This window comes from Streptomyces sp. NBC_00876, assembly GCF_045207435.1.
Lineage (GTDB): Bacteria > Actinomycetota > Actinomycetes > Streptomycetales > Streptomycetaceae > Streptomyces.
Map to the genome: position 1 here is coordinate 4355510 of NZ_CP108800.1, position 19197 is coordinate 4374706.

General features: G+C 72.2%; 13 protein-coding genes. 11 read left to right on the top strand and 2 right to left on the bottom strand.

Features of this window, described 5'->3' with window-relative positions; genetic code table 11:
• Positions 1-41 precede the first annotated feature (41 nt).
• The 4 genes from OG782_RS18945 to OG782_RS18960 all read left to right on the top strand — a co-directional run bounded on the left by OG782_RS18945 (position 42) and on the right by OG782_RS18960 (position 6290).
• A complete protein-coding gene (locus OG782_RS18945; RefSeq protein ID WP_406452484.1) occupies positions 42-1637 on the top strand; it encodes an AMP-binding protein in 1596 nt (531 codons plus the stop codon).
• 174 nt (positions 1638-1811) lie between these two features.
• Positions 1812-3434 (top strand): MFS transporter, encoded by a 1623-nt coding sequence (locus tag OG782_RS18950; RefSeq protein WP_406452486.1) that lies wholly within the window; start codon positions 1812-1814, stop codon positions 3432-3434.
• A gap of 226 nt (positions 3435-3660) precedes the next feature.
• Positions 3661-5043, top strand: coding sequence for a KamA family radical SAM protein (locus OG782_RS18955; protein ID WP_406452488.1), 1383 nt, complete (start codon positions 3661-3663; stop codon positions 5041-5043).
• Complete coding sequence (locus tag OG782_RS18960; protein ID WP_406452490.1) at positions 5040-6290, top strand: pyridoxal phosphate-dependent aminotransferase; 1251 nt, start codon at positions 5040-5042, stop codon at positions 6288-6290. Before OG782_RS18955 ends, OG782_RS18960 begins: the two co-directional genes overlap by 4 nt.
• A gap of 135 nt (positions 6291-6425) precedes the next feature.
• Here OG782_RS18960 and OG782_RS18965 read toward each other — a convergent pair whose 3' ends face one another.
• Complete coding sequence (locus tag OG782_RS18965; protein ID WP_406452492.1) at positions 6426-6695, bottom strand: phosphopantetheine-binding protein; 270 nt, start codon at positions 6693-6695, stop codon at positions 6426-6428.
• Positions 6696-6768: 73 nt separating this feature from the next.
• On the opposite strand from OG782_RS18965, the gene OG782_RS18970 reads away from it, so the two are divergent.
• Together OG782_RS18970 and OG782_RS18975 are read left to right on the top strand one after the other, a co-directional pair.
• Positions 6769-8364, top strand: a complete 1596-nt coding sequence (locus OG782_RS18970; RefSeq protein ID WP_406452494.1) for an AMP-binding protein — start codon at positions 6769-6771, stop codon at positions 8362-8364.
• Between the two features lie 119 nt (positions 8365-8483).
• A complete protein-coding gene (locus tag OG782_RS18975; RefSeq protein ID WP_406452496.1) occupies positions 8484-10079 on the top strand; it encodes a PQQ-binding-like beta-propeller repeat protein in 1596 nt (531 codons plus the stop codon).
• Between the two features lie 83 nt (positions 10080-10162).
• Here the strand turns inward: OG782_RS18975 and OG782_RS18980 are convergent, their stop codons facing one another.
• Positions 10163-11128, bottom strand: a complete 966-nt coding sequence (locus tag OG782_RS18980; protein ID WP_406452498.1) for an ACP S-malonyltransferase — start codon at positions 11126-11128, stop codon at positions 10163-10165.
• Between the two features lie 167 nt (positions 11129-11295).
• On the opposite strand from OG782_RS18980, the gene OG782_RS18985 reads away from it, so the two are divergent.
• From OG782_RS18985 to OG782_RS19005, 5 genes are read left to right on the top strand one after another with little or no spacing between them, the layout of a single operon-like run.
• Positions 11296-13116, top strand: coding sequence for a fatty acyl-AMP ligase (locus OG782_RS18985; protein ID WP_406452500.1), 1821 nt, complete (start codon positions 11296-11298; stop codon positions 13114-13116).
• A complete protein-coding gene (locus tag OG782_RS18990; RefSeq protein ID WP_406452502.1) occupies positions 13113-14876 on the top strand; it encodes an acyl-CoA dehydrogenase in 1764 nt (587 codons plus the stop codon). Before OG782_RS18985 ends, OG782_RS18990 begins: the two co-directional genes overlap by 4 nt.
• 16 nt (positions 14877-14892) lie before the next feature.
• The gene (locus OG782_RS18995; RefSeq protein ID WP_406452504.1) at positions 14893-15225 is read left to right on the top strand and encodes an acyl carrier protein; all 333 of its coding nucleotides are present in this window, start codon (positions 14893-14895) and stop codon (positions 15223-15225) included.
• On the top strand, positions 15225-18182 hold the full coding sequence (locus OG782_RS19000) for a type I polyketide synthase (protein ID WP_406452506.1): 2958 nt from the start codon (positions 15225-15227) through the stop codon (positions 18180-18182). The genes OG782_RS18995 and OG782_RS19000 overlap by 1 nt, the downstream gene beginning before the upstream one ends.
• The gene (locus OG782_RS19005) at positions 18179-19192 is read left to right on the top strand and encodes a 3-oxoacyl-ACP synthase III family protein (RefSeq protein WP_406452508.1); all 1014 of its coding nucleotides are present in this window, start codon (positions 18179-18181) and stop codon (positions 19190-19192) included. Before OG782_RS19000 ends, OG782_RS19005 begins: the two co-directional genes overlap by 4 nt.
• Positions 19193-19197: the final 5 nt, after the last annotated feature.

The following is a 19197-nucleotide window of genomic DNA, read 5'->3' on the forward strand; positions in this document are numbered from 1 at the left end:
GCGGGACGACGGGCACACGGACAAGCAGGAGGGACCGGGCGATGAGCCTGAGCACACAGAACCCGGCAGCGGTCGCCGGACCGGCGGAGCGCATCCACGAGTTCATGCTGGCGGCGGCCAGGACCGCGCCGGACAGCCCGGCCGCCTGGGAGGCCGGTGACGACGGCACGCACCGGGTGCTGAGCTACCGTCAGCTGGAGCGCAGGGCACACGACTACGCAGTGACCCTGGACTCGCTCGGCCTCGACATCGGGGACCGGGTGATCCTGGAGTCCGACAACTCGGCCTCGGCCGTGGCCGCACTGCTCGCCTGCTCGATGCTCGGGCTCACCTTCATCCCGGTGAGCCCCGACGTCCCCACCCCCCGGCTGCTGGCGATCGCCGCCACCGCGGAACCCGCCCTGCACCTCCAGACGGTGCGGGGGGTGCGCGAGGGGGTGCCCGAGTCCATCGGGACGGCGCGCTTCGGCCCCGAAGGGGTGGTCGTGGAACGGGCCCCGGTGCCGCGTACCCGGCACCGCCGCGAACCGGTCTCCACCGACGCCGCGTACATGATCTTCACCTCGGGCACCACGGGCCGCCCCAAGGGTGTGGTCATGAGCCACCGCGGGGTTCTCTCCTTCTACCGGGGCATGCTCCGGCACTCCATCGTCACCGCGCAGGACCGGCTGGCCACCACCTCGCCGCTCCAGTTCGACTTCGCGCTCCTGGACATCGGCCTGGCCCTCGGTTCCGGGGCCCAGCTGATCCCCGTACCGCGCGAACTGATGCACTGGCCGCGCAGGCTGCTGCGGTTCCTCGCCGACACCGGAGCCACCCAGGTCGACGGTGTCCCGTCCATCTGGCGGCCCCTGCTGCGTCACGAACCCAAGGGCCTGGCCGCGCTGGCCGGGCAGGTGCGCGGGGTGCTGTTCTCCGGAGAGGCGTTCCCGCTGCCCGAACTGCGGCAGTTGCAGAGCCTGTTGCCGCAGGTGCGGGTGGTGAACTGCTTCGGCCCGACCGAGGCGATGGCGTTCTCCCTCACCGATGTGCCCAGCCCGCTGCCCGAGGGCATCGACAAGCTGTCCATCGGATTCGCCTACCCCGGCGCGGAGATGCTCCTGATCGACGAGGACGGCAGGCCCGTGGAGGAACCGGGGGCGGTGGGTGAGATCCATCTGCGCGGGCCCTCGCTCTTCACCGGGTACTGGGACGACCCCGAGGCCACCCGGTCCGTGCTCGTACCCGATCCCCTCAACCCGAGGTCGGGGCAGCTCGTGTACAAGTCCAGCGACCTTGCCTACCGGGGCGAGAGCGGCGAGCTCTACTTCGTCGGGCGCTCCGATCTCCAGGTCAAGATGCGCGGCAACCGGGTGGAGCTGGGCGAGATCGAGCGCCGGCTCGTGGAGTTCCCGGGCGTCGAGGCGGCCGCCGTGGTGGTGCGGCCGCGGCCGGGCGAGGACCCCGAGCTGTACGCGTACGTGGTGCCCGCCCGTGACTTCGACGCCCGGCCCGTGGCGGTCAGCGCCTTCTGCAAGGAGACCCTGCCGGACTACATGGTGCCCCGGAAGGTCGAACTGATCCCCGCGCTCCCGCTCACCCCCAACGGCAAGACCGACCGCAGGGCCCTGGCGGCGCTCGTCGCCGCGGAGGGCTGAGCGGGGTACGGAGGCGGCCGGGGTCCGGGCATCGCGTCCGGGCCCCGACCCCTGTACCCACCCCTATTCAGGTCCCTGTTCCCACCCCTGTTCCGGTGCAGGGAGGGCTCTGCCGTGCAGGTCTTTCCGTTCACTGGTACCTACGTCCCTACCCCACAGCATTGGACTGCTCCCATGACCAGCTCCCAGAGCGAGAACGGCACTTCCGGAACGGAGCCCACAGCGGGCCGCAAGGAGTGGATCGCCCTCGGCGTCCTGCTCCTGCCCGTGCTGCTCGTCTCGATGGACCTGACCGTCCTCTACTTCGCGATCCCTTCCATCAGCGAGGACCTCAGGCCGTCCGGCAACCAGCAGCTGTGGATGATCGACATCTACGGCTTCGTCCTGGCCGGGGTCCTGCTCACCATGGGTGCGCTCGGTGACCGCATCGGCCGCCGCCGGCTGCTGCTGATCGGTGCCGTGGTCTTCGGCGGCGGCTCCCTGCTCGCCGCGTACGCCTCCAGCCCGGAGATGGTGATCAGCGCCCGCGCGTTCCAGGGCATCGGCGGCGCCACCCTGATGCCGTCCACACTCGCCCTCATCCGGAACCTGTTCCACGACCAGACCCAGCGCCGCACCGCCATCGCCGTCTGGTCCACCGGCATGGCCGCCGGCGCGGCGCTGGGCCCGGTGGTCAGCGGGGCCCTGCTGGCCGGTTTCTGGTGGGGTTCGGTCTTCCTCATCAACGTTCCCGTGATGCTGCTCCTGCTGGTCGCGGCGCCGTTCCTGCTGCCGGAGTTCAAGGACGCCGCGGCCGGGAAGTTCGACCTGGTCAGCGCCGCACTCTCGCTCGCCGTCATCCTGCCGGTCGTCTACGGCTTCAAGAAGATCGCCGCGGACGGCTTCTCCGTCACCAGCGCCGTCGCCATCGTGGTCGGACTCGCCCTCGTCCCGGTGTTCCTGCGCCGTCAGCGCACCAGCAGCGACCCGATGATCGACATCTCCCTGTTCCGCAACAAGGCCTTCGGCGCCTCGGTGACCGTCAACATGCTGGCCTGTTTCACCCTGGTCGGCTACTCGCTCTTCTCCACCCAGTACATGCAGTCGGTCCTCGGGATGAGCGCCCTCAAGTCCGCGCTGTGGACGATCCCCGGCACCCTCGCGGTGGGCGCCGTCGTGCCGCTGGCCACCGTCCTCGTCCGCACCGTCCGGCCGGCCGTCATCATCGCGAGCGGGTTCGGGCTCGCCACCGTCGCCCTGCTGATGCTCACCCAGGTGCCGGAGAAGGACGGCCTGGTGCTGATCCTGATCGGCATCATCGCGCTCGCGGTCGGTCTCACCCCGGTCCTCACCCTGGTCACCGAACTCGTCGTCGGTCAGGTGCCGCCGGAGCGCGCCGGTACCGCCTCCGCGCTGCTCCAGACCTGCCAGGAGCTCGGCGGCGCCCTCGGTGTCGCCGTCCTCGGCAGCATCGGCTCCGCCGCCTACCGCAACAGCGACGAGCTGGACGCCCCGGCCGGGGTGCCCGCCGGCGCGCTGGACCAGGCGCGGGAGACCATCGGCGGTGCGCTGGCCGCGGCCGGCAGGCTGTCGGGCGACGCGTCCGCAAGCCTGGTCGACGCGGCCCGTGCCGCGTTCACCACCGAGGTGCACGTCGCGTCGGTGGCCGGTGCGGTGGTGATGGCCGGTGCGGCCGTGGTCGCCCTGATCGGCCTGCGCTCCGTGCAGCACGACAACGCGCGCGCCGCCGAGCCGGCGGCCGACGCCGCACAGACTCCGAAGGCCGCCGCCCAGGAGCCCGGCACCGGCATGGCGTAACCCCGTCCGACCCCGGCTCCGGCCGGGTCCGCAGACAGCCGCCCAGGGCCGAACCCCCGTCGTTCCTGGGCGGCTTCGCCATGTCCGGACCCGTGGGGCGGGGGGCCGTCGTAAGGGTAGGGCTGGGGTCGGTTCTGGGGTCCGGTGGCCGATTCGCGTCCCTAGCATCGCATCGTGTTCGAGCACACGCTCGAACTGCCAGGCACCAGGCTGGAGGAATATCCGCATGTCCCTGCTGGCAACCGATTCGGCCGAGGCGGCACGGTTCCGCGCCTACGGACCACGGCAGCTCGATGAGATCGCCGACCGCCACGGCCTGCCCGCCGACATACGGGAGACCGTCCGGCTCGTGTCGATGGTGCTGCCCTTCCGGGTCAACGAGTACGTGCTGTCGCAGCTCATCGACTGGGACCGCATCCCCGACGACCCGATGTTCCAACTCGTCTTCCCGCAACGGGGGATGCTGACCGAACAGAACGAACGGGATCTGGCCGCCCTCTCCGCCGACCCCGCCGCCAAGGTCGCCCTGCGCGCCCTGGTGCAGCAGATCCGGGGCCGGCTCAACCCGCACCCCTCCGGGCAGAAGGAACTCAACGTCCCCACTCGTGAGGGCGTCGAGATCCCCGGCCTCCAGCACAAGTACCGCGAGACGGTCCTGTACTTCCCGAGCCAGGGCCAGACCTGCCACGCGTACTGCACCTACTGCTTCCGCTGGGCCCAGTTCGTCGGTGACACCGAACTGCGCTTCGCCGCCCCCGACCCGCGCGGGCTCATGTCCTACCTGGAGGCCCACCCCGACGCGGGCGACGTCCTCGTCACCGGCGGCGACCCGATGGTCATGACCACCGAGCGGCTGCGCACCCACCTGGAGCCGCTGCTCTCCCTGGAGAGCGTACGGACCATCAGGATCGGTACGAAGTCCGTCGCCTACTGGCCGCAGCGCTACGTCACCGACCCCGACGCGGACGACGTCCTGCGGCTGTTCGAGAAGGTCATCGCCTCCGGGCGCAACCTCGCCGTGATGGCCCACTTCAGCCACCCCCGCGAGCTCGAGACGGACCTCGCCCAGCGGGCGATCGCCCGGATCCGGTCCACCGGCGCCCTGGTCTACTGCCAGGCCCCGCTGATCGCCAAGGTCAACGACGACCCGGACGTCTGGAGCCGGATGTGGCGGGCCGAACTCGCGGCCGGCGCCGTGCCGTACTACATGTTCGTGGAGCGCGACACCGGCCCGCACGACTACTTCCGGGTGCCGCTCGCCCGCGCGGCGGAGATCTACCGTGACGCCTACAGCGCCCTGCCGGGACTGGCCCGCACGGTCCGGGGCCCGGTGATGTCCGCGACCCCCGGCAAGGTGGCCGTGGACGGGATCATCGAGAAGCCCGAAGGCCGCTTCTTCCAGCTGCGCATGATGCAGGCCCGCGACCCCTCGCTCGTCGGCCGTCCGTTCCTGGCGCACTACGACCCCGACGCCGCCTGGCTGGACGAGCTGCGGTTCGACCGCTCGGTCCCCGCCGACATAGCCCGCGCGATCGCCGGGCCGGTATGGTCGGGCGAACCCGAGCTCTTCGGGACCAGGGCGGCCGCAGCGGTGGGGAGCCAGGCATGAGCGACATGAGGATGTCTCCGAACCTGGCGCTCAACCAGCTGGTTGCGCAGCGTCAGGCGGCCGGTGAGCAGCTGATCCACCTCGGTTTCGGCGAGTCCAGGCTTCCCGCCTTCGGACCGCTCGTGGAACGGCTCACCGCGGGGGCGCACCGCAACGCCTATGGCCCGGTGGCCGGTTCGGCCGGGGTGCGTGCCGCGGCCGCGGGCTACTTCGGGCGCCGCCGGCTGCCCACCGATCCGGACCAGATCGTGGTCGCCCCGGGCAGCAAGCCGCTGCTCATGGCCATCAATCTGGCGGTCCCGGGTGATGTGCTGCTGCCCCGCCCGGCGTGGAACACGTACGCGCCGCAGGCCCGGCTGGCCGGCAAGCACCCGATCGCCGTGCCGATCCCCGAGGAGTGCGGCGGGGTGCCGGACCCCGACGCGCTGCGGGAGTGCATCCGGGCGGCCCGGACGCTGGGCCACGATCCGCGCATCATGGTGCTCACCCTGCCGGACAACCCGACCGGCACCCTCGCCCCGCCCGCGATGATCCGCGAACTGTGCGCGATCGCGGAGGAGGAGGGACTGCTGATCGTCTCGGACGAGATCTACCGGGACGTCATGCACGATCCGGCCGCCGACTACCTCAGCCCCGCCGAGGTGGCGCCCGGGATCACCGTGGTCGCCACCGGTCTCAGCAAGAGCCTGGCCGTGGGCGGCTGGCGCATCGGGGTGGCCCGCTTCCCCGAGGGCCCGTGGGGCGAGTGGATCCGCAGTGGAGTGGTCTCCGTGGCCAGCGAGGTGTGGTCGACGCTGGCGGGACCGATGCAGGAGGTCGCCGAGTACGCCTTCGGTGAGCCCGAGGAGGTCCGCGAGCGGCTGCGCGTCAGTGCCAGGCTGCACGGGGCCGTCGCCCGCGAGGTCCACCGCATCGCCGTCGGCGCCGGAGCCCGCTGCCGGCCGCCCACCGGGGCCTTCTACGTCTACCCCGACTTCGAGCCGGTCCGCGAGGAGCTCGCCAAGCACGGCGTGGACGACTCGGCGTCGCTGGCCCGGCGGATGCTGGACCTGGGCATCGTGGTCCTGGCCGGACATCTGCTCGGCGACGAGGCCGGGGCGCTGCGGTTCAAGTGCGCCACCAGCATGCTGTACGGCGAGAACGCGGAGCAGCAGGAAATGGCGCTGGCCGCCGAGGACCCGCTCGCGCTGCCGCATGTCCGGTCCGTTCTGGACCGCATCGAGGACAGTTTCCAGCGGCTTCTGTAGGAGCTGCGGCGGTTTCTGTGGATCCGGTGGTTTCTGTGGATCCGGCGGTTTCTGTGGATCCGGCGGTTTCTGCAAAAAGGAGCGGCCCGACTCGGATGGGATATCCGTGCCGGGCCGTGCGGTGAGTGCTTTTTCTCACGCGGCGGATTCTGTTTTGGTTATCAGCGTATTCCAGAGAATGTCCGGGCTCGCGAAATTCTCCAGATTCAGCGCGTCATCCAGGAAGCGCACGGAGTAGGTGCTTTCCAGCGCTGCGAGCAGCTCGATCGTGCCCATCGAGTCCAGCCCCAGGTCCTTGAGCGGGGAATTGTCGGCGAGCTTTTCGCCGGGGGACAGATAGGGCAGGAACGGGCGGATGACGGCCTCGAAGGCTTCGTCCCAGGTGTGATTCGTGAGTTCTGGCATAAGGGAATGATGAGGGCGGCCGTCGATGGCTGTCAACGTGTCCCGTGAATGTGCCGGGAAATGAGGAGCGGAAATGGAATCATTGGCGTCAGAGGCGCTGCACGCACGTTTCCTGCGCGGTCTGGAGAAATCGCCGCACGGGGTGGCGGTGCGCGTCGGCAAGGAGACCGTCGACTACACGCGTGCCCATGAGACGGCCCTGTCCTGGGCGGGTGCGCTGCTGGCCGCCCCCGGCGGTCCGCCGAAGGCCGTCGGCATCCTGGCCGGCCGCAGCCCCGTCGCGTACCTCGCCATTCTGGCGAGCCTGTACGCGGGACTTCCCGCGGTGCCGGTCCCGGCCGACTTCCCGGCCGGCAAGGTCGTCTCGATGCTCGGCGCAGCGCAGGTCTCCGCCCTGGTCGTGGACGAGGAGGGGGCGGCCCTGCTCGCCGGGGGTATGGGGGCGGAGCTCGGGAGCCTGCCGGTGCTGGCGCCCCACCTCGACGGCGCCGGGGCGCGGGCCCTGGCCGACGGCACCGGGCTGCTGCCGCTGACGGCCGGTCCGGACACCGCGCTGCGGGCGCCGCGCTCCGCCGCACCCGGGGACGTGGCGTACGTCCTGTTCACCTCGGGGTCCACCGGCCGGCCCAAGGGCGTCCGGCTGACCCACGGCAACATGGCGCACTACTTCGCCCTGATGGACGACTGGTACGACTTCACCGAGGCGGACGTCTTCTCCCAGGCCGCCAACCTCAACTGGGACTCGGCGGTCTCGGACCTGTGGTGTGCCTGGGCGGCCGGCGCCCCGCTGGTCTCCGTCTCCCCGCACGCCTACCGCGACCTGCCGGGTTTCGTGGCCGAGAACGGCATCACCGTGTGGTTCTCCGCGCCGAGCGTGATCTCGCTGTCCCGCCGCACCGGCCGGCTGGTGCCGGGCCGGATGCCGTCGCTGCGCTGGACGTTCTTCGGCGGGGAGGCCCTCCAGTTCGAGGACACCGACGCCTGGCAGCGGGCCGCGCCGGGATCGGCGGTGATCAATGTCTACGGGCCGACCGAGATGACCATCACCACCCACCGGCACCGCTGGTCGCCCGAGGAGTCGACCCGGCTCGGCGTCAACGGGGTGGTCCCGCTCGGCCTGCTCCACGACGGTCATGCGGAGCTGCTGCTCGACGAGCACGGTGAGCCCGCCGCCGATGAGGGTGAACTGTGGCTGGCCGGGCCGCAGTTGTCGGACGGCTATCTCGATCCGCAGGACGGCCTGGGCAAGTATCTGGAGCAGGACGGGGTGCGCTGGTACCGCACGGGTGACCGCGTCCGCCGGCTCTCCGGTGGTGAGCTCGTCTATCTGGGCCGTATGGACTCCCAGGTGCAGGTGCAGGGCTATCGCGTCGAACTGGCCGAGGTGGAGCACGCGTTGCGCGCCGCCTCACCGGTCGGCGGGGCCGTCGTGGTCGGCGTACCGGTGGCCAACAGCACCGAACTGGTGGCCTTCTACCTCGGCGAGGAACGCTCGCCGCGGGAATTGCGCCGCGATCTGGAGACCGTGCTGCCCGCCCAGCTGATCCCGCGCCACTTCCACCGGCTGGACGAGTTCCCCCTCAACACCAACAAGAAGACCGACCGGCTGGCGCTCGCCGCGCTGGCGGCCGAACGGCACGGCACCCGGGTGCCGGTGCCCGTCCCATGAACCCGGCTGAGGGACCGCACCGCGTGCTCCGCCCCCTCAGCGGGCGCAGCGGCCGGACAGCGGCCCGGGCAGCCCGAGGAACGACCCCGTCATTCACGTCCCCAGGAGGACAGTCAGCCATGTACACAAGACCCTGGTCCCTGCGGAAGACGGTCCGCAGGTTCACGCTGCTCGCCGCACTCGCGCTGGCGGCCACGCTGGGCACCGCTCCGGTCAACGCGTCCGTACCCCAGGCCCAGTGGCCGACCGGCGGTCACGACCTGGGCAACAGCCGCTCCAGTTCCCAGGAGCAGGTGATCAACAAGTACAACGTGAACCGGCTGAAGGCCAAGTGGACGTACGCCACCCACGGTGATGTGTCGGCGACCCCGGCGGTGGTGGGCGGCGCCGTCTACTTCCCCGACTGGGGCGGCTATCTGCACAAGGTGAACGCGAGGACCGGCCGTCCGATCTGGTCGCACAAGGTGTCCGAGTACACCGGTGACGCGGATTCCGTCTCCCGGTCCAGTCCCACGGTGGTGGGCGGCAGGGTCTACATAGCCGACTGGACGAAGGCCGTCCTGATGTCGGTCGACGCGACCACCGGCGACCTCGTGTGGTCCCGGGAGATCGACACCCAGTCCAAGGCGGTGCTGACGCAGTCGCCGGTCGTGCACAACGGCGTGATCTACCAGGGCGTCTCCTCCCGTGAGTCCGAGGGCGCACTGGACCCCGCGTACCCCTGCTGCACCTTCCGCGGCAGTGTGAACGCCATCTCCGCGGCCACCGGCAAGGTGCTGTGGCGCCAGTACACGACCCCGGACAACGGGGGCGTGGCCGGCGGCTACAGCGGCGTCGCCGTCTGGGGCACCCCGGCCCTGGACCCGTCGACGAACACGGTGTACTTCACCACCGGCAACAACTACACCGTTCCGAAGGAGGTCTCCGACTGCCAGACGGCCGGCGGCACTCCCGCCGAGTGCTACGCGGCCGACAACTACGTGGACACCGTGCTGGCGCTCGACATGACGACCGGCCGGATCAAGTGGAACACCGGAGCCAAGCGCTTCGACGCCTGGAACACCGGCTGCCTCCCCGGCTTCCCGCCCAACAACTGCCCGCCGAACCCCGGTTACGACTACGACTTCGGCGACGGTGCGCACCTGTTCACCATCAAGGGCCCGAACGGCCGTCCCCGCAAGGTGATCGGCGCGGGTGAGAAGAGCGGCGAGTACTGGCTGATGGACGCCTCCACCGGAGCCGTGGTCTGGAGCGCGGCGGCAGGCCCCGGCGGCCACGTCGGCGGCATCGAGTGGGGCACGGCCAACGACGACAAGCGGATCTACATCGCCGAGGCCAACTTCAACCGGCTGGCCTACCAGCTGGCCGACGGCACCACCACCACGCGCAGCTCCTTCGCGGCGCTCGACCCGCAGACCGGCAAGATCCTGTGGCAGGTCGCCGACCGTACCGACGGACTGGCCTGGGGCGCGCTGACGGCCGCGAACGGCGTCGTCTTCGGCGGATCCACCAGCGGTCACATGTACGCGCTCGACGCGGCGACCGGCGCCTACCTGTGGGACTTCACCGCGCCGTACTCCTCGAACGCGGGACCCGCGGTCGTCGACGGCACCGTCTACTGGGGCAACGGGTACGCCCGGTTCTCCGCCGGCGCCGGCACCACGGGAAGCAGCACCGAGGGCACCTTCTACGCCTTCAGCGTGGACGGTCAGTAGCAAGCGGCCTGTAGCAAGCGGGCGGGAGTGGCCGGCGCCGAGGAGGCGCCGGCCACTCCCGCCGTTGTGCGTGCCCGGAGGCGTCAGGCGGCCACGGGCAGCCGCCGCCGCTGCGGACGCATCGCCGACCTGGGAGTCACCGGCACCACCTCGAAGGCACGGGTGGTGCACGCGACCCGGGTGAACAGCCCGTCCGCGCCGGACACGTACAGCCGGCCGACCCCCGCCTCCTGGAGCGTGGAGACCACCGAGGGCCACCGCACCGTGCGGACGAAGCCGTCCAGCAGCATCTCGCGCACCCCCGCACCGGTGGTCACGATGCGGCCGTCCTGGTCGGCGACGACCGGCAGCCGCGGGTCGGACCAGGTGAGCCCGTCGAAGATCTCCTCGGCCACCCGGTCGCGCAGCCCGCCGAACAGGTGCGAGTGCATGGGCGGCTTCATCGTGTACATCGGCATCCCGCCGAACGACCGGATCCTGCGCTGGAGCCAGTCCAGTACCGATTCGTGCACGGTGAGCATGGTGAAGTCGTGGTCGACGACGCAGGAGATGTCGCTCCACTCACCGCGCTCCTGGAGCTCCCCGCGCAGTTCCTCGATCCTGTCCTGCGGCACCCGGGCGATCGACTGGGTGACCAGGGCGGGGTGTTCCCGGGTGAAGTACTCCTCCATCGTGTCGGCCAGGCGGGCGGTCATCGTCACCGCGTCGGTGAAGCCGAGCACTCCGGCGTGGACGGCGGCGGCGCGGGCGCCGAAGCTCGGTCCCGTCACCATGGACGGCTCGATCCCCAGCCGCTCACCGGCCCAGCGGGCCAGGGCGAGGCAGTTCACCACGAAGGAGATCTGCCCGTACACGGAGTAGTCGCCCTCGGTCTCCCGGTAGCGGTCGGCCAGCCGGTATCCCAGGGTCTCGTCGGCGATCGCGTACAGCTCGCGCGCGTACGGGTTGACCAGCATGAATCGGGCGACCTCGGAGAAGGCCGTCGGCTGCATCCCGGGGAAGACGATCGCCGTGCCCGGCGCACTCCCGGTTTCGGTGTGAGTGTTCATGGACCGAGCCTCGCCCTTCCCCCCGGCCCGCGAGCACCCCTGTCGCCCCCTGAGAGGCAGCCCGGCAGCCGCTGACCGGCGGCCCGCGCAAGCGAACCTTAAGGACGTTTGCGGAGGATCGGCGGGAACGAGGGCCGCACCATCCACGGGCCCGCACACGCGAGGGGATGCCGCGGATGTCAGAGCCACGCTTCGCCACCTTCACCGAACTGCTCCGCGCCCGGACGGCCGAACTCGCCGAGAAGGACGTGCACATCTTCCTCCGCGACACCGCCGGCGGAGCAGTGGCCGAGCACCTCACCTACGGAGAGCTCGACCGGGAGGCGAGACGCATCGCGGCCTGCCTCCAGGAGTACGGGGCGGCCGGACAGCCCGTGCTGCTGGCCTACTCCTCGACGGTGGAGTTCCTCAAGGCCTTCGCCGGCTGCCTGTACGCGGGAGCCGTGGCGGTCCCCGTCCCGCTGCCGGGCGAGGCCGGCCGCGACAAGCGGCTCAACCGCACCACCGCCGTCCTCAAGGACACCGGTGCCCAGGTGGTGCTCACCGAGACCTCCGCCGCGCCCGAGGTCGCGCTGTGGCTCGCCCGCAACTCCCGTTCCGGCGCCGCCTGTCAGGTCACCGACGTGCCCGGCATCGGCGACCCGGAGCAGTGGCGGCCCGTCGCCGCCCGCCCCGACGACCTCGTCTTCCTCCAGTACACCTCCGGCTCGGTCTCCGAACCGCGCGGGGTGACGGTCTCGCACCGCAACCTCCTCGCCAACCAGGCCACCCTGCAGAAGCTGCTGCACACCACCGGCGAGGACGTCTTCGGGAGCTGGCTGCCCTACTTCCACGACATGGGGCTGGTCGCCCATCTGCTGCACCCGGTCTTCCTCGGCAGCCACAGCGTCCAGGTCACCCCGCTGTCCTTCGTCAGGCGGCCGCTGCGCTGGCTCCAGGCCATCGACGAGTACGGCGTCACCGTCGGCGGCGGCCCCAACTTCTGCTACGACCTGTGCGTGCACCGCGTCAAGGACGACCAGATCGCCGCCCTGGACCTGTCCCGCTGGCGCCTGGCCCTGAACGGCGCCGAGCCGGTGCGCGCGGAGAGCCTCGACGCGTTCGCCGAGCGCTTCGCCCCGGCCGGGTTCCGCCCCGAGGCCCTGCGCCCCTGTTACGGACTGGCCGAGGCCACCCTGGTCGTCTCCGGCGGCGTTCCCGGCACCCCGCACGCGCGCAAGGTGTTCGACAAGACGGAGCTGGAGCAGGACCGGGTCGCCGGGGCCGGGACGGAGGCACGCCGGCAGACGCTCATCGGCTGCGGCGCCCCCGTGGACATGGAGGTGCGGATCGTCGACCCGCTGACCCACCACGAGCTGCCGCCCGGCGCCGTCGGTGAGATCTGGCTGCGCGGCTACAGCATCGCGCGCGGCTACTGGCGGCGCCCCACCGAGACCGTACGGACCTTCCGGGCCAGCCTCAACGACGAGGAGAGCAACTTCCTGCGCACCGGCGACCTGGGCATGCTGGTGGACGGTGAGCTGTTCGTCACCGGGCGGCTCAAGGAAGTCATCATCATCAACGGCCGCAATGTGTACCCGCAGGACGTCGAATGGGCGGCGCGGACCGTCAGCCCCGCCCTGACCTTCGGTGCGGGCGCCGCGTTCTCCGTGGACGCCGGCCGCGAGCACCTCGTCCTCGTCCAGGAGGTGCGCGGCGTCGCCGGCACCGAGCTGCGGACGGTCGCCCAGAAGATCCAGGCCCTGATCGGCCAGGAGTTCGAGATCCCGGCCGGCAACGTCCTGCTCGTACGCCCCGGCGCCGTCCGCCGCACCAGCAGCGGCAAGGTCCAGCGCACCCTGATGCGCAAGCTCTTCCTCGACGGTGCGGTGCGCGGCGAGTACGAGGTGCTCACCCCCGACGTGTGGGCGCTGGCCCGCGCCGAGGACGTGCTGTTCGGAGGCGACCTGCTGCGGCCGGAAGGAGCCGACGGAGGAAGGCGGTGGTGACGGGCCTGCTCGGCGAGCGGCCGGAGGCCGCGGCTGCCGCGCAGCGGCGCGAGAGCGCCGTCCGGGCCCGCGTCGCCGGCCTGGAGGCCCTGCTCGGCGACCCGTCGGACCCGGCCAACCCGGCCGGGTACACCGCGCTGCTCAAGGCCGACCGGGCGGCGGTGCCCTTCGCCGAGGGCGAGGCGCTGCTCGATGAGTTCGGGATCGTCGACGAGTACGTCCCGCGCTCGCTCGGCGGCCGGCTCGACGCGATGGACACCCTGGTCAGGGTCATGCGCCCGGTCATGCGCCGGGACGTGGGCCTGGCCGTCGGGCACGGCATGACCACCTTCATGGCCGCGTCCGACGTATGGGCCGCGGGCAGTTCCCGGCAGCGGCAGTGGCTGGCCGGGCTGCTGCGCAAGGGCGGCAGGGCGGCCATCGCCCAGCACGAGACCGCCCACAGCAACGACTACGTCCGCAGCCAGGTCACCGCCCGCCGCAGCTCCGGCGGCTATCTGATCAGTGGCGGCAAGCCGCTGGTCAACAACCTGGAACGGGCAGGCGCGCTCGTCCTGTTCTGCCGTACGGACCCGGCTCCCGGCAGCCGCAGCCACTCGGTGCTGCTGCTGGAGCCCGGACAGCTGGCGGACGCCCGCGCGGCCGTCACCGCCCGCCGGACCCCCGTCGGGCTGCGCGGCTGCCGTTTCGCCGGTGTGGAGTTCGACGACTGCCCGGTGCCCGGCTCCGCGCTGCTGGGCCCCGAGGGCAGCGGTATCGAGACCGCGCTGCGTTCCTTCCAGATCAGCCGGACGGTGATGGCCGCGACCGCCGTCGCCGCCCTCGACACCAGCCTGCGCACCGCCGTGCGCATCGACCGGGAGCAGTCCGGCGGCTGGCAGGCGCGCGGCACCGACGGCAGCCGTACCGGCGCGGCCCTCACCAACGCCTTCGTCAGCCTGCTGCTCTACGACAGTCTCGCGGTGGTCGCCACCCGCGCCCTGCACCTGCTGCCCGCCGAGACGAGCGTCTACTCCTCGGCGCTCAAGTACCTGCTGCCCCGCGTGCTGACCGAGACGATGTACGACCTGTCCATCGTGCTGGGCTCGGACTTCTACACCCGCGAGGGCACCCTCGGCATCTTCCAGAAACACGTCAGGGACGTGCCCGTGCTCAGCCTCGGCCACGCCGGGACCGTCGCCTGCCAGGCCACCGTCATCCCGCAGATGCCCCGGCTGGCCCGGGGGTCCTGGTTCATCGAGGACGAGGCCCCCGCCGGGCTGTTCCGGCTGGACGGGGATCTGCCGCCGCTGCGCACCGACCGGCTGGCGCTGGCCTGCGGCCGGGACTCGCTGAGCGCCTCGATGCTCGCCGTCGCCGCGGGCATCAGTGGCCAGGGCCCCGTGGAGCGCGCCCTGCGCACGCTCGCGGGGCTGCTCGTCGAGGAGTTCCGTGATGTCCGGGGCCGGGTGCTGAGGCTGGAGGCCGCCGGGCCCGCCGCCGGTGCGCAGCCCGCCAGGTTCGCCCTCATGGACCGGTACACGCTGCTGCTGGCCGGGGCCGCCGTGCTCGGCGTGTGGGACCAGGCCCGCTACGGCTGCGACCCGTTCCTCGCCGACCCGTCCTGGGCCGCCGCCGCACTGCACCGGATCTGCCGGCGGCTCGGCACCCGCGTCACCGACCTCCCGGCGGAGTGCGAGACGCGGCTCCGGCACGAGGTCCAGCTCCGCTTCTCCACCCGGACCAGCTACGACCTCTACTCGACCCCGATCCCGGGTTGACCGAAGGAGTCCCGCCATGACCATTCCCACCGGCCGGCACGCCGTGGCCGCCGACACCGCGAAGGCCGACGGCGTGTACGAGTGGCTGTCGGCCCGCCTCTCGCTCTACCTGCGGCGGGCGCCCGAGACCATCGACCCCACGGTGCCGCTCGCCGAGTACGGCATGGACTCGGTGGCGGCACTCAGCCTGTGCGGGGACCTGGAGGACGAGTTCGGCCTGGAGGTCGAGCCGACCCTGCTGTGGGACTACCCGACCGTCACGAGCCTCGTCCGCCATCTGACGGCCGTACTTCCGGACCCGTCCACGGGCCCGGTCGCGGAGACGGCCGCCGCACAGGGCCGGCACTGATGGGCGACATCGCCGTCGTCGGGATCGACTGTGCGTTTCCCGGAGCGGCGGGCGTGCGGGCGTACTGGGACCTGCTGATGTCCGGCGGGGCCGGCACCGGCCCCGTTCCCGGACAGCGCTGGGAGGCACGGGACTTCCCCGCCGTCGGCGACAGCGGCGGTTTCATCGACGACGCCGATGTCTTCGACAGCGACTTCTTCTCCGTCACCCCGCACGAGGCGGCCGCGATGGACCCGCACCACCGGCTGCTGCTGCCGTGCGCCTGGCGGGCCCTGGAGGACTCGGGCCGCGCCCCCGGGGAACTCGCGGGCACCGAGACCGGGGTGTTCATCGGTGTGATGGGCGGCGAATGGGGCCGCCTCACCATGAGCGACCTCACCCGCGTCACCCCGCTGCTCGGCTCCGGCAGCAGCGCCGGAATGGCCGCCAACCGGATCTCGTACCACTTCGACCTCACCGGGCCGAGCCTCGCCGTCGACACCGCCTGCTCCTCCTCCCTGGTCGCCGTCCACCTCGCGGCCGGCTCCCTGCTCACCGGGGAGTGCGACACCGCGCTGGCCGGCGGGGTCAACATCGTGCTGTCGCCCTCGCTGGGCATGGTCTACGGACAGCTGGGACTGGCGGCCGCCGACGGACGCTGCAAGCCGTTCAGCGCCGACGCCGACGGGATCGGCCGCAGCGACGGCGTCGGACTGGTGGTGCTGCGCCGCCTGGAGGACGCGCTCGCCGACGGCCAGCGCGTCTACGCGGTGCTGCGCTCCAGCGCCGTCAGCCAGGACGGCCGCAGCAACGGGATGATCGCCCCCAACCGCTGGTCGCAGGAGCGCGTCCTGAAGTCGGCCTACCGGCGGGCCGGTGTCACCCCCGACCGGGTCGCCTTCGTGGAGGCCCACGGCACCGGAACGGTGCTCGGCGACGCCATCGAGTGCGCGGCCCTCGGGTCGGTGCACGGCATCCCGCGCGACACCCCCTGCGCGATCGGCTCCGTCAAGGGCAACCTGGGCCACACCGAGGGCGCGGCCGGTATCGCCGGGTTCATCAAGACCGCGCTGGCCCTGCACCACCGCATCGTCCCCGCGAGCCTCTTCGCCGAGCGCGAGAACTCCCGGCTGCGGCTGGGCGAGCGGGGTCTGCGGCTGCTGAAGTCCGCCACGCGGCTGCCGCGCGGGGAGAACATCGCCGGGGTCAGCAGCTTCGGCATGGGCGGCACGAACGCCCACGCCGTGCTCGCCAGTGCGCCCAGGACCCCGAAGGCCGCGCCCGTCCCGGCCCGTGAACGCGCCGACGCCGCCGGTGTGTTCACCGTCAGCGCCGACACCCCCGAGGCGCTGCGCCGCAACCTCGCCGCGCAGGCCGACGCGATCGCCGCCCGCCCGAACGGTGGGGCGGCCGCCCTGTGCCGGAGCAGCAACCGGGTCAAGACCGGCCTGCCGCACCGGTTCGCGGTCACCGTGCGCGACACCGGCGAGCTCGCGGCGCAGCTGCGCCGGGCCGTCACCCTGCGGACCCCCGCGTCACCGGACGCGGCGGTCCCCACCGACCGCCCCTGGGGCCGGCCCGTGGTGGCGTTCCTCTTCACCGGCCAGGGCAGCGAGTTCCCCGGCATGACGGCGGGGCTCTACCGCGAGTCGCCGGCCTACCGCCGCCACCTCGACGAGGCCGACGAGGCGATCGGGGCCCACCTCGGCTTCTCGATACGGGAGTTGATCCTCGGCGGTGAGGACCTGGCGCACCGGCCCGAGGCCGTGCAGCCGGCCCTGTTCGCCGTCGGCGTCGCCCTCGCCCGCACGCTGACGGGCCTGGGCGTCGCCCCGGCCGCCGTACTCGGCCACAGCCTCGGTGAGTACGCCGCCGCCGTCACCGCGGGCGCCCTCGCCCTGGACGAGGCCGCCCGCCTGGTGGTCCTGCGCGCCCGGCTGACGGCCGGGCTGCCGGGTGGCGCCGGCATGCTCGCCGTGGCCGCCGGCGCCGATGAGCTGGCCGGCGCGCTGGCGGGGGAGCCGGAGGTGGTGGCCGCAGCGCTGAACGGCCCCGCGGACACGGTCCTGTCCGGTCCCCTGGACGCGCTGGCCCGGATCGGCAAGGAGCTTGCCGGGCTCGGGATCCGGGTCAGGGAACCGGCGGCGGCCCACGCCTTCCACTCGCCCCTGATGGCCCCGGCCGCCGCCGGGCTGCGCGAGGCCCCGGTGCGGTGTGCGCCGCCCGCGCTGCCGGTGGCCTCGTCCCGGCACGGCCGGATGCTGCGGGACGAGCCCATGGACGCCGGCTACTGGGCCGGCCAGACCGAGGAACCCGTGCTCTTCGACAGCGCGCTGGGGGCGCTCGTGGGTGACATCGCCCCGACGCATCTGATCGAGATCGGGGCGCGGCCGCAGCTCACGCAGATCGCCGTGCGCGGCGGGCGGGCGGGCGGTGCGGAACTCCTGCATCCCGCTCCCGGCCCCGAGGGCACCGGCCGGGACCTGGCGGAGGTGGTCGCCGCCCTGTACCGCTGCGGCGTGGACCCGCGCTGGGAGGAGCTGTACGCGCCGGAGCACCGGACCGCCGAACCGCTCGCCCCGTACGTGTTCTCGTCCGCCCAGCGCTACTGGGACCGGCCGCCGATGCCCGCGAGCGACGTGCCCGCCCCGCTTGCCGCGGTGCGGCCGCCCGTGGTGGAACGGCGGGCCGGGCCGGCGGCGGTCACGGACGCGGACCCGGGCGACCCGGTGCTCCTGGCGGTGGTCCAGGCGGTCACCGAAGTGGGCGGGTACCCCCCGGAGCGTGTGGTGCGCGAGGCCCGGTTCCACGAGGACCTCGGCTTCGACTCGGTGATGATCATGCAGCTCAAGAACCGGGTGGAGGCCCGCCTCCCGCGCGTCGGAGAGGTGTCCGTCCAGCGTCTGCTGCCCGCGCTGCGCTCGGTCGGTTCGCTCGCCGAGTTCCTCGACGGCGTCATCATGGCGAGGTCGGCATGAGCGCCGTCCATATCGCCGCGACCGGAACGGCGCTGCCCGGCGACCCGGTGGACAACACCGTGCTCGGCGCGATGCTGGGCGTCAGCAGGGAGTGGATCGATCTCTTCGTCGGCACCAGGACCCGGCATTTCGGCTGGGACCCGGTCACCGGGGAGGTCCGCGGCTCCCTCGCCGATCTGTGCGCCGAGGCCGGGGCCAGGGCCGTACAGGCATCGGGGCTCGACGCCGCCGACATCGAGTTCGTGGTGCTCGCGACCGCCACCCCGGACACCCTTCTGCCGACCACCGCGACGGAGGTCGCCGACCGGCTCGGCCTCGACCACCTGCCCGTCTACCAGATACAGGCCGGCTGCTCCGGCGCCGTCCAGGCGCTCGACCTCGGCCGCAGCCTGATCCATGGCGGCCGCCGGGCCGGCCTGATCATCGGGGGCGACGTCACGCACCGGTTCCTGTCGCCCCGCAGGGACACGGCCAGGATCCCCACCGGGGAACTCGTCAACTACGTCCTGTTCGGCGACGGGGCCGGGGCCGCCGTCCTCACCGACGAGCCGGAGGGGGAGCGGGTCGCCGTACGGGCGGTGCTGAACTCCTGGACCGGGCGCGGCCGGCCGCCCGGCCAGCTCATCGACTGGTACGGGATCACGGACCGTGACTCGGACCGGCCGATGCTCGCCGAGGACTACAAGGCGATCGAGGAGCAGGTGCCCCCGATCGCCGCGGAGATCCTCTGGGAGCTGCTCGGCGGCCTCGGCTGGAGCCTCGACGAGGTCGGCTTCCTGCTGCCGCCCCAGCTCTCCGAGCGGATGACCGCACGCATCGTGGAACGGCTGCCGGCCGGCCCCGCACAGCAGATCTCCTGTGTCGCCGACACCGGCAACACGGGCAACGCCCTGCCGTTCCTCCAACTCGACCGGCTGCTGCCCCGGTTCACGGTGGGGGACCGCGCGCTGGGCCTGTGCGTGGAGTCCAGCAGGTGGATCAGAGCCGGGTTCGCCCTGGAGAAGGTGTGAGGCAC

Coding starts and splice junctions, on each gene's coding strand:
- OG782_RS18960 (WP_406452490.1), top strand. CDS start 5,040: ATGAGCGACATGAGGATGTCTCCGAACCTGGCGCTCAACCAGCTGGTT.
- OG782_RS19005 (WP_406452508.1), top strand. CDS start 18,179: ATGAGCGCCGTCCATATCGCCGCGACCGGAACGGCGCTGCCCGGCGAC.
- OG782_RS18950 (WP_406452486.1), top strand. CDS start 1,812: ATGACCAGCTCCCAGAGCGAGAACGGCACTTCCGGAACGGAGCCCACA.
- OG782_RS18965 (WP_406452492.1), bottom strand. CDS start 6,695: ATGCCAGAACTCACGAATCACACCTGGGACGAAGCCTTCGAGGCCGTC.
- OG782_RS19000 (WP_406452506.1), top strand. CDS start 15,225: ATGGGCGACATCGCCGTCGTCGGGATCGACTGTGCGTTTCCCGGAGCG.
- OG782_RS18970 (WP_406452494.1), top strand. CDS start 6,769: ATGGAATCATTGGCGTCAGAGGCGCTGCACGCACGTTTCCTGCGCGGT.
- OG782_RS18955 (WP_406452488.1), top strand. CDS start 3,661: ATGTCCCTGCTGGCAACCGATTCGGCCGAGGCGGCACGGTTCCGCGCC.
- OG782_RS18985 (WP_406452500.1), top strand. CDS start 11,296: ATGCCGCGGATGTCAGAGCCACGCTTCGCCACCTTCACCGAACTGCTC.
- OG782_RS18945 (WP_406452484.1), top strand. CDS start 42: ATGAGCCTGAGCACACAGAACCCGGCAGCGGTCGCCGGACCGGCGGAG.
- OG782_RS18995 (WP_406452504.1), top strand. CDS start 14,893: ATGACCATTCCCACCGGCCGGCACGCCGTGGCCGCCGACACCGCGAAG.
- OG782_RS18980 (WP_406452498.1), bottom strand. CDS start 11,128: ATGAACACTCACACCGAAACCGGGAGTGCGCCGGGCACGGCGATCGTC.
- OG782_RS18975 (WP_406452496.1), top strand. CDS start 8,484: ATGTACACAAGACCCTGGTCCCTGCGGAAGACGGTCCGCAGGTTCACG.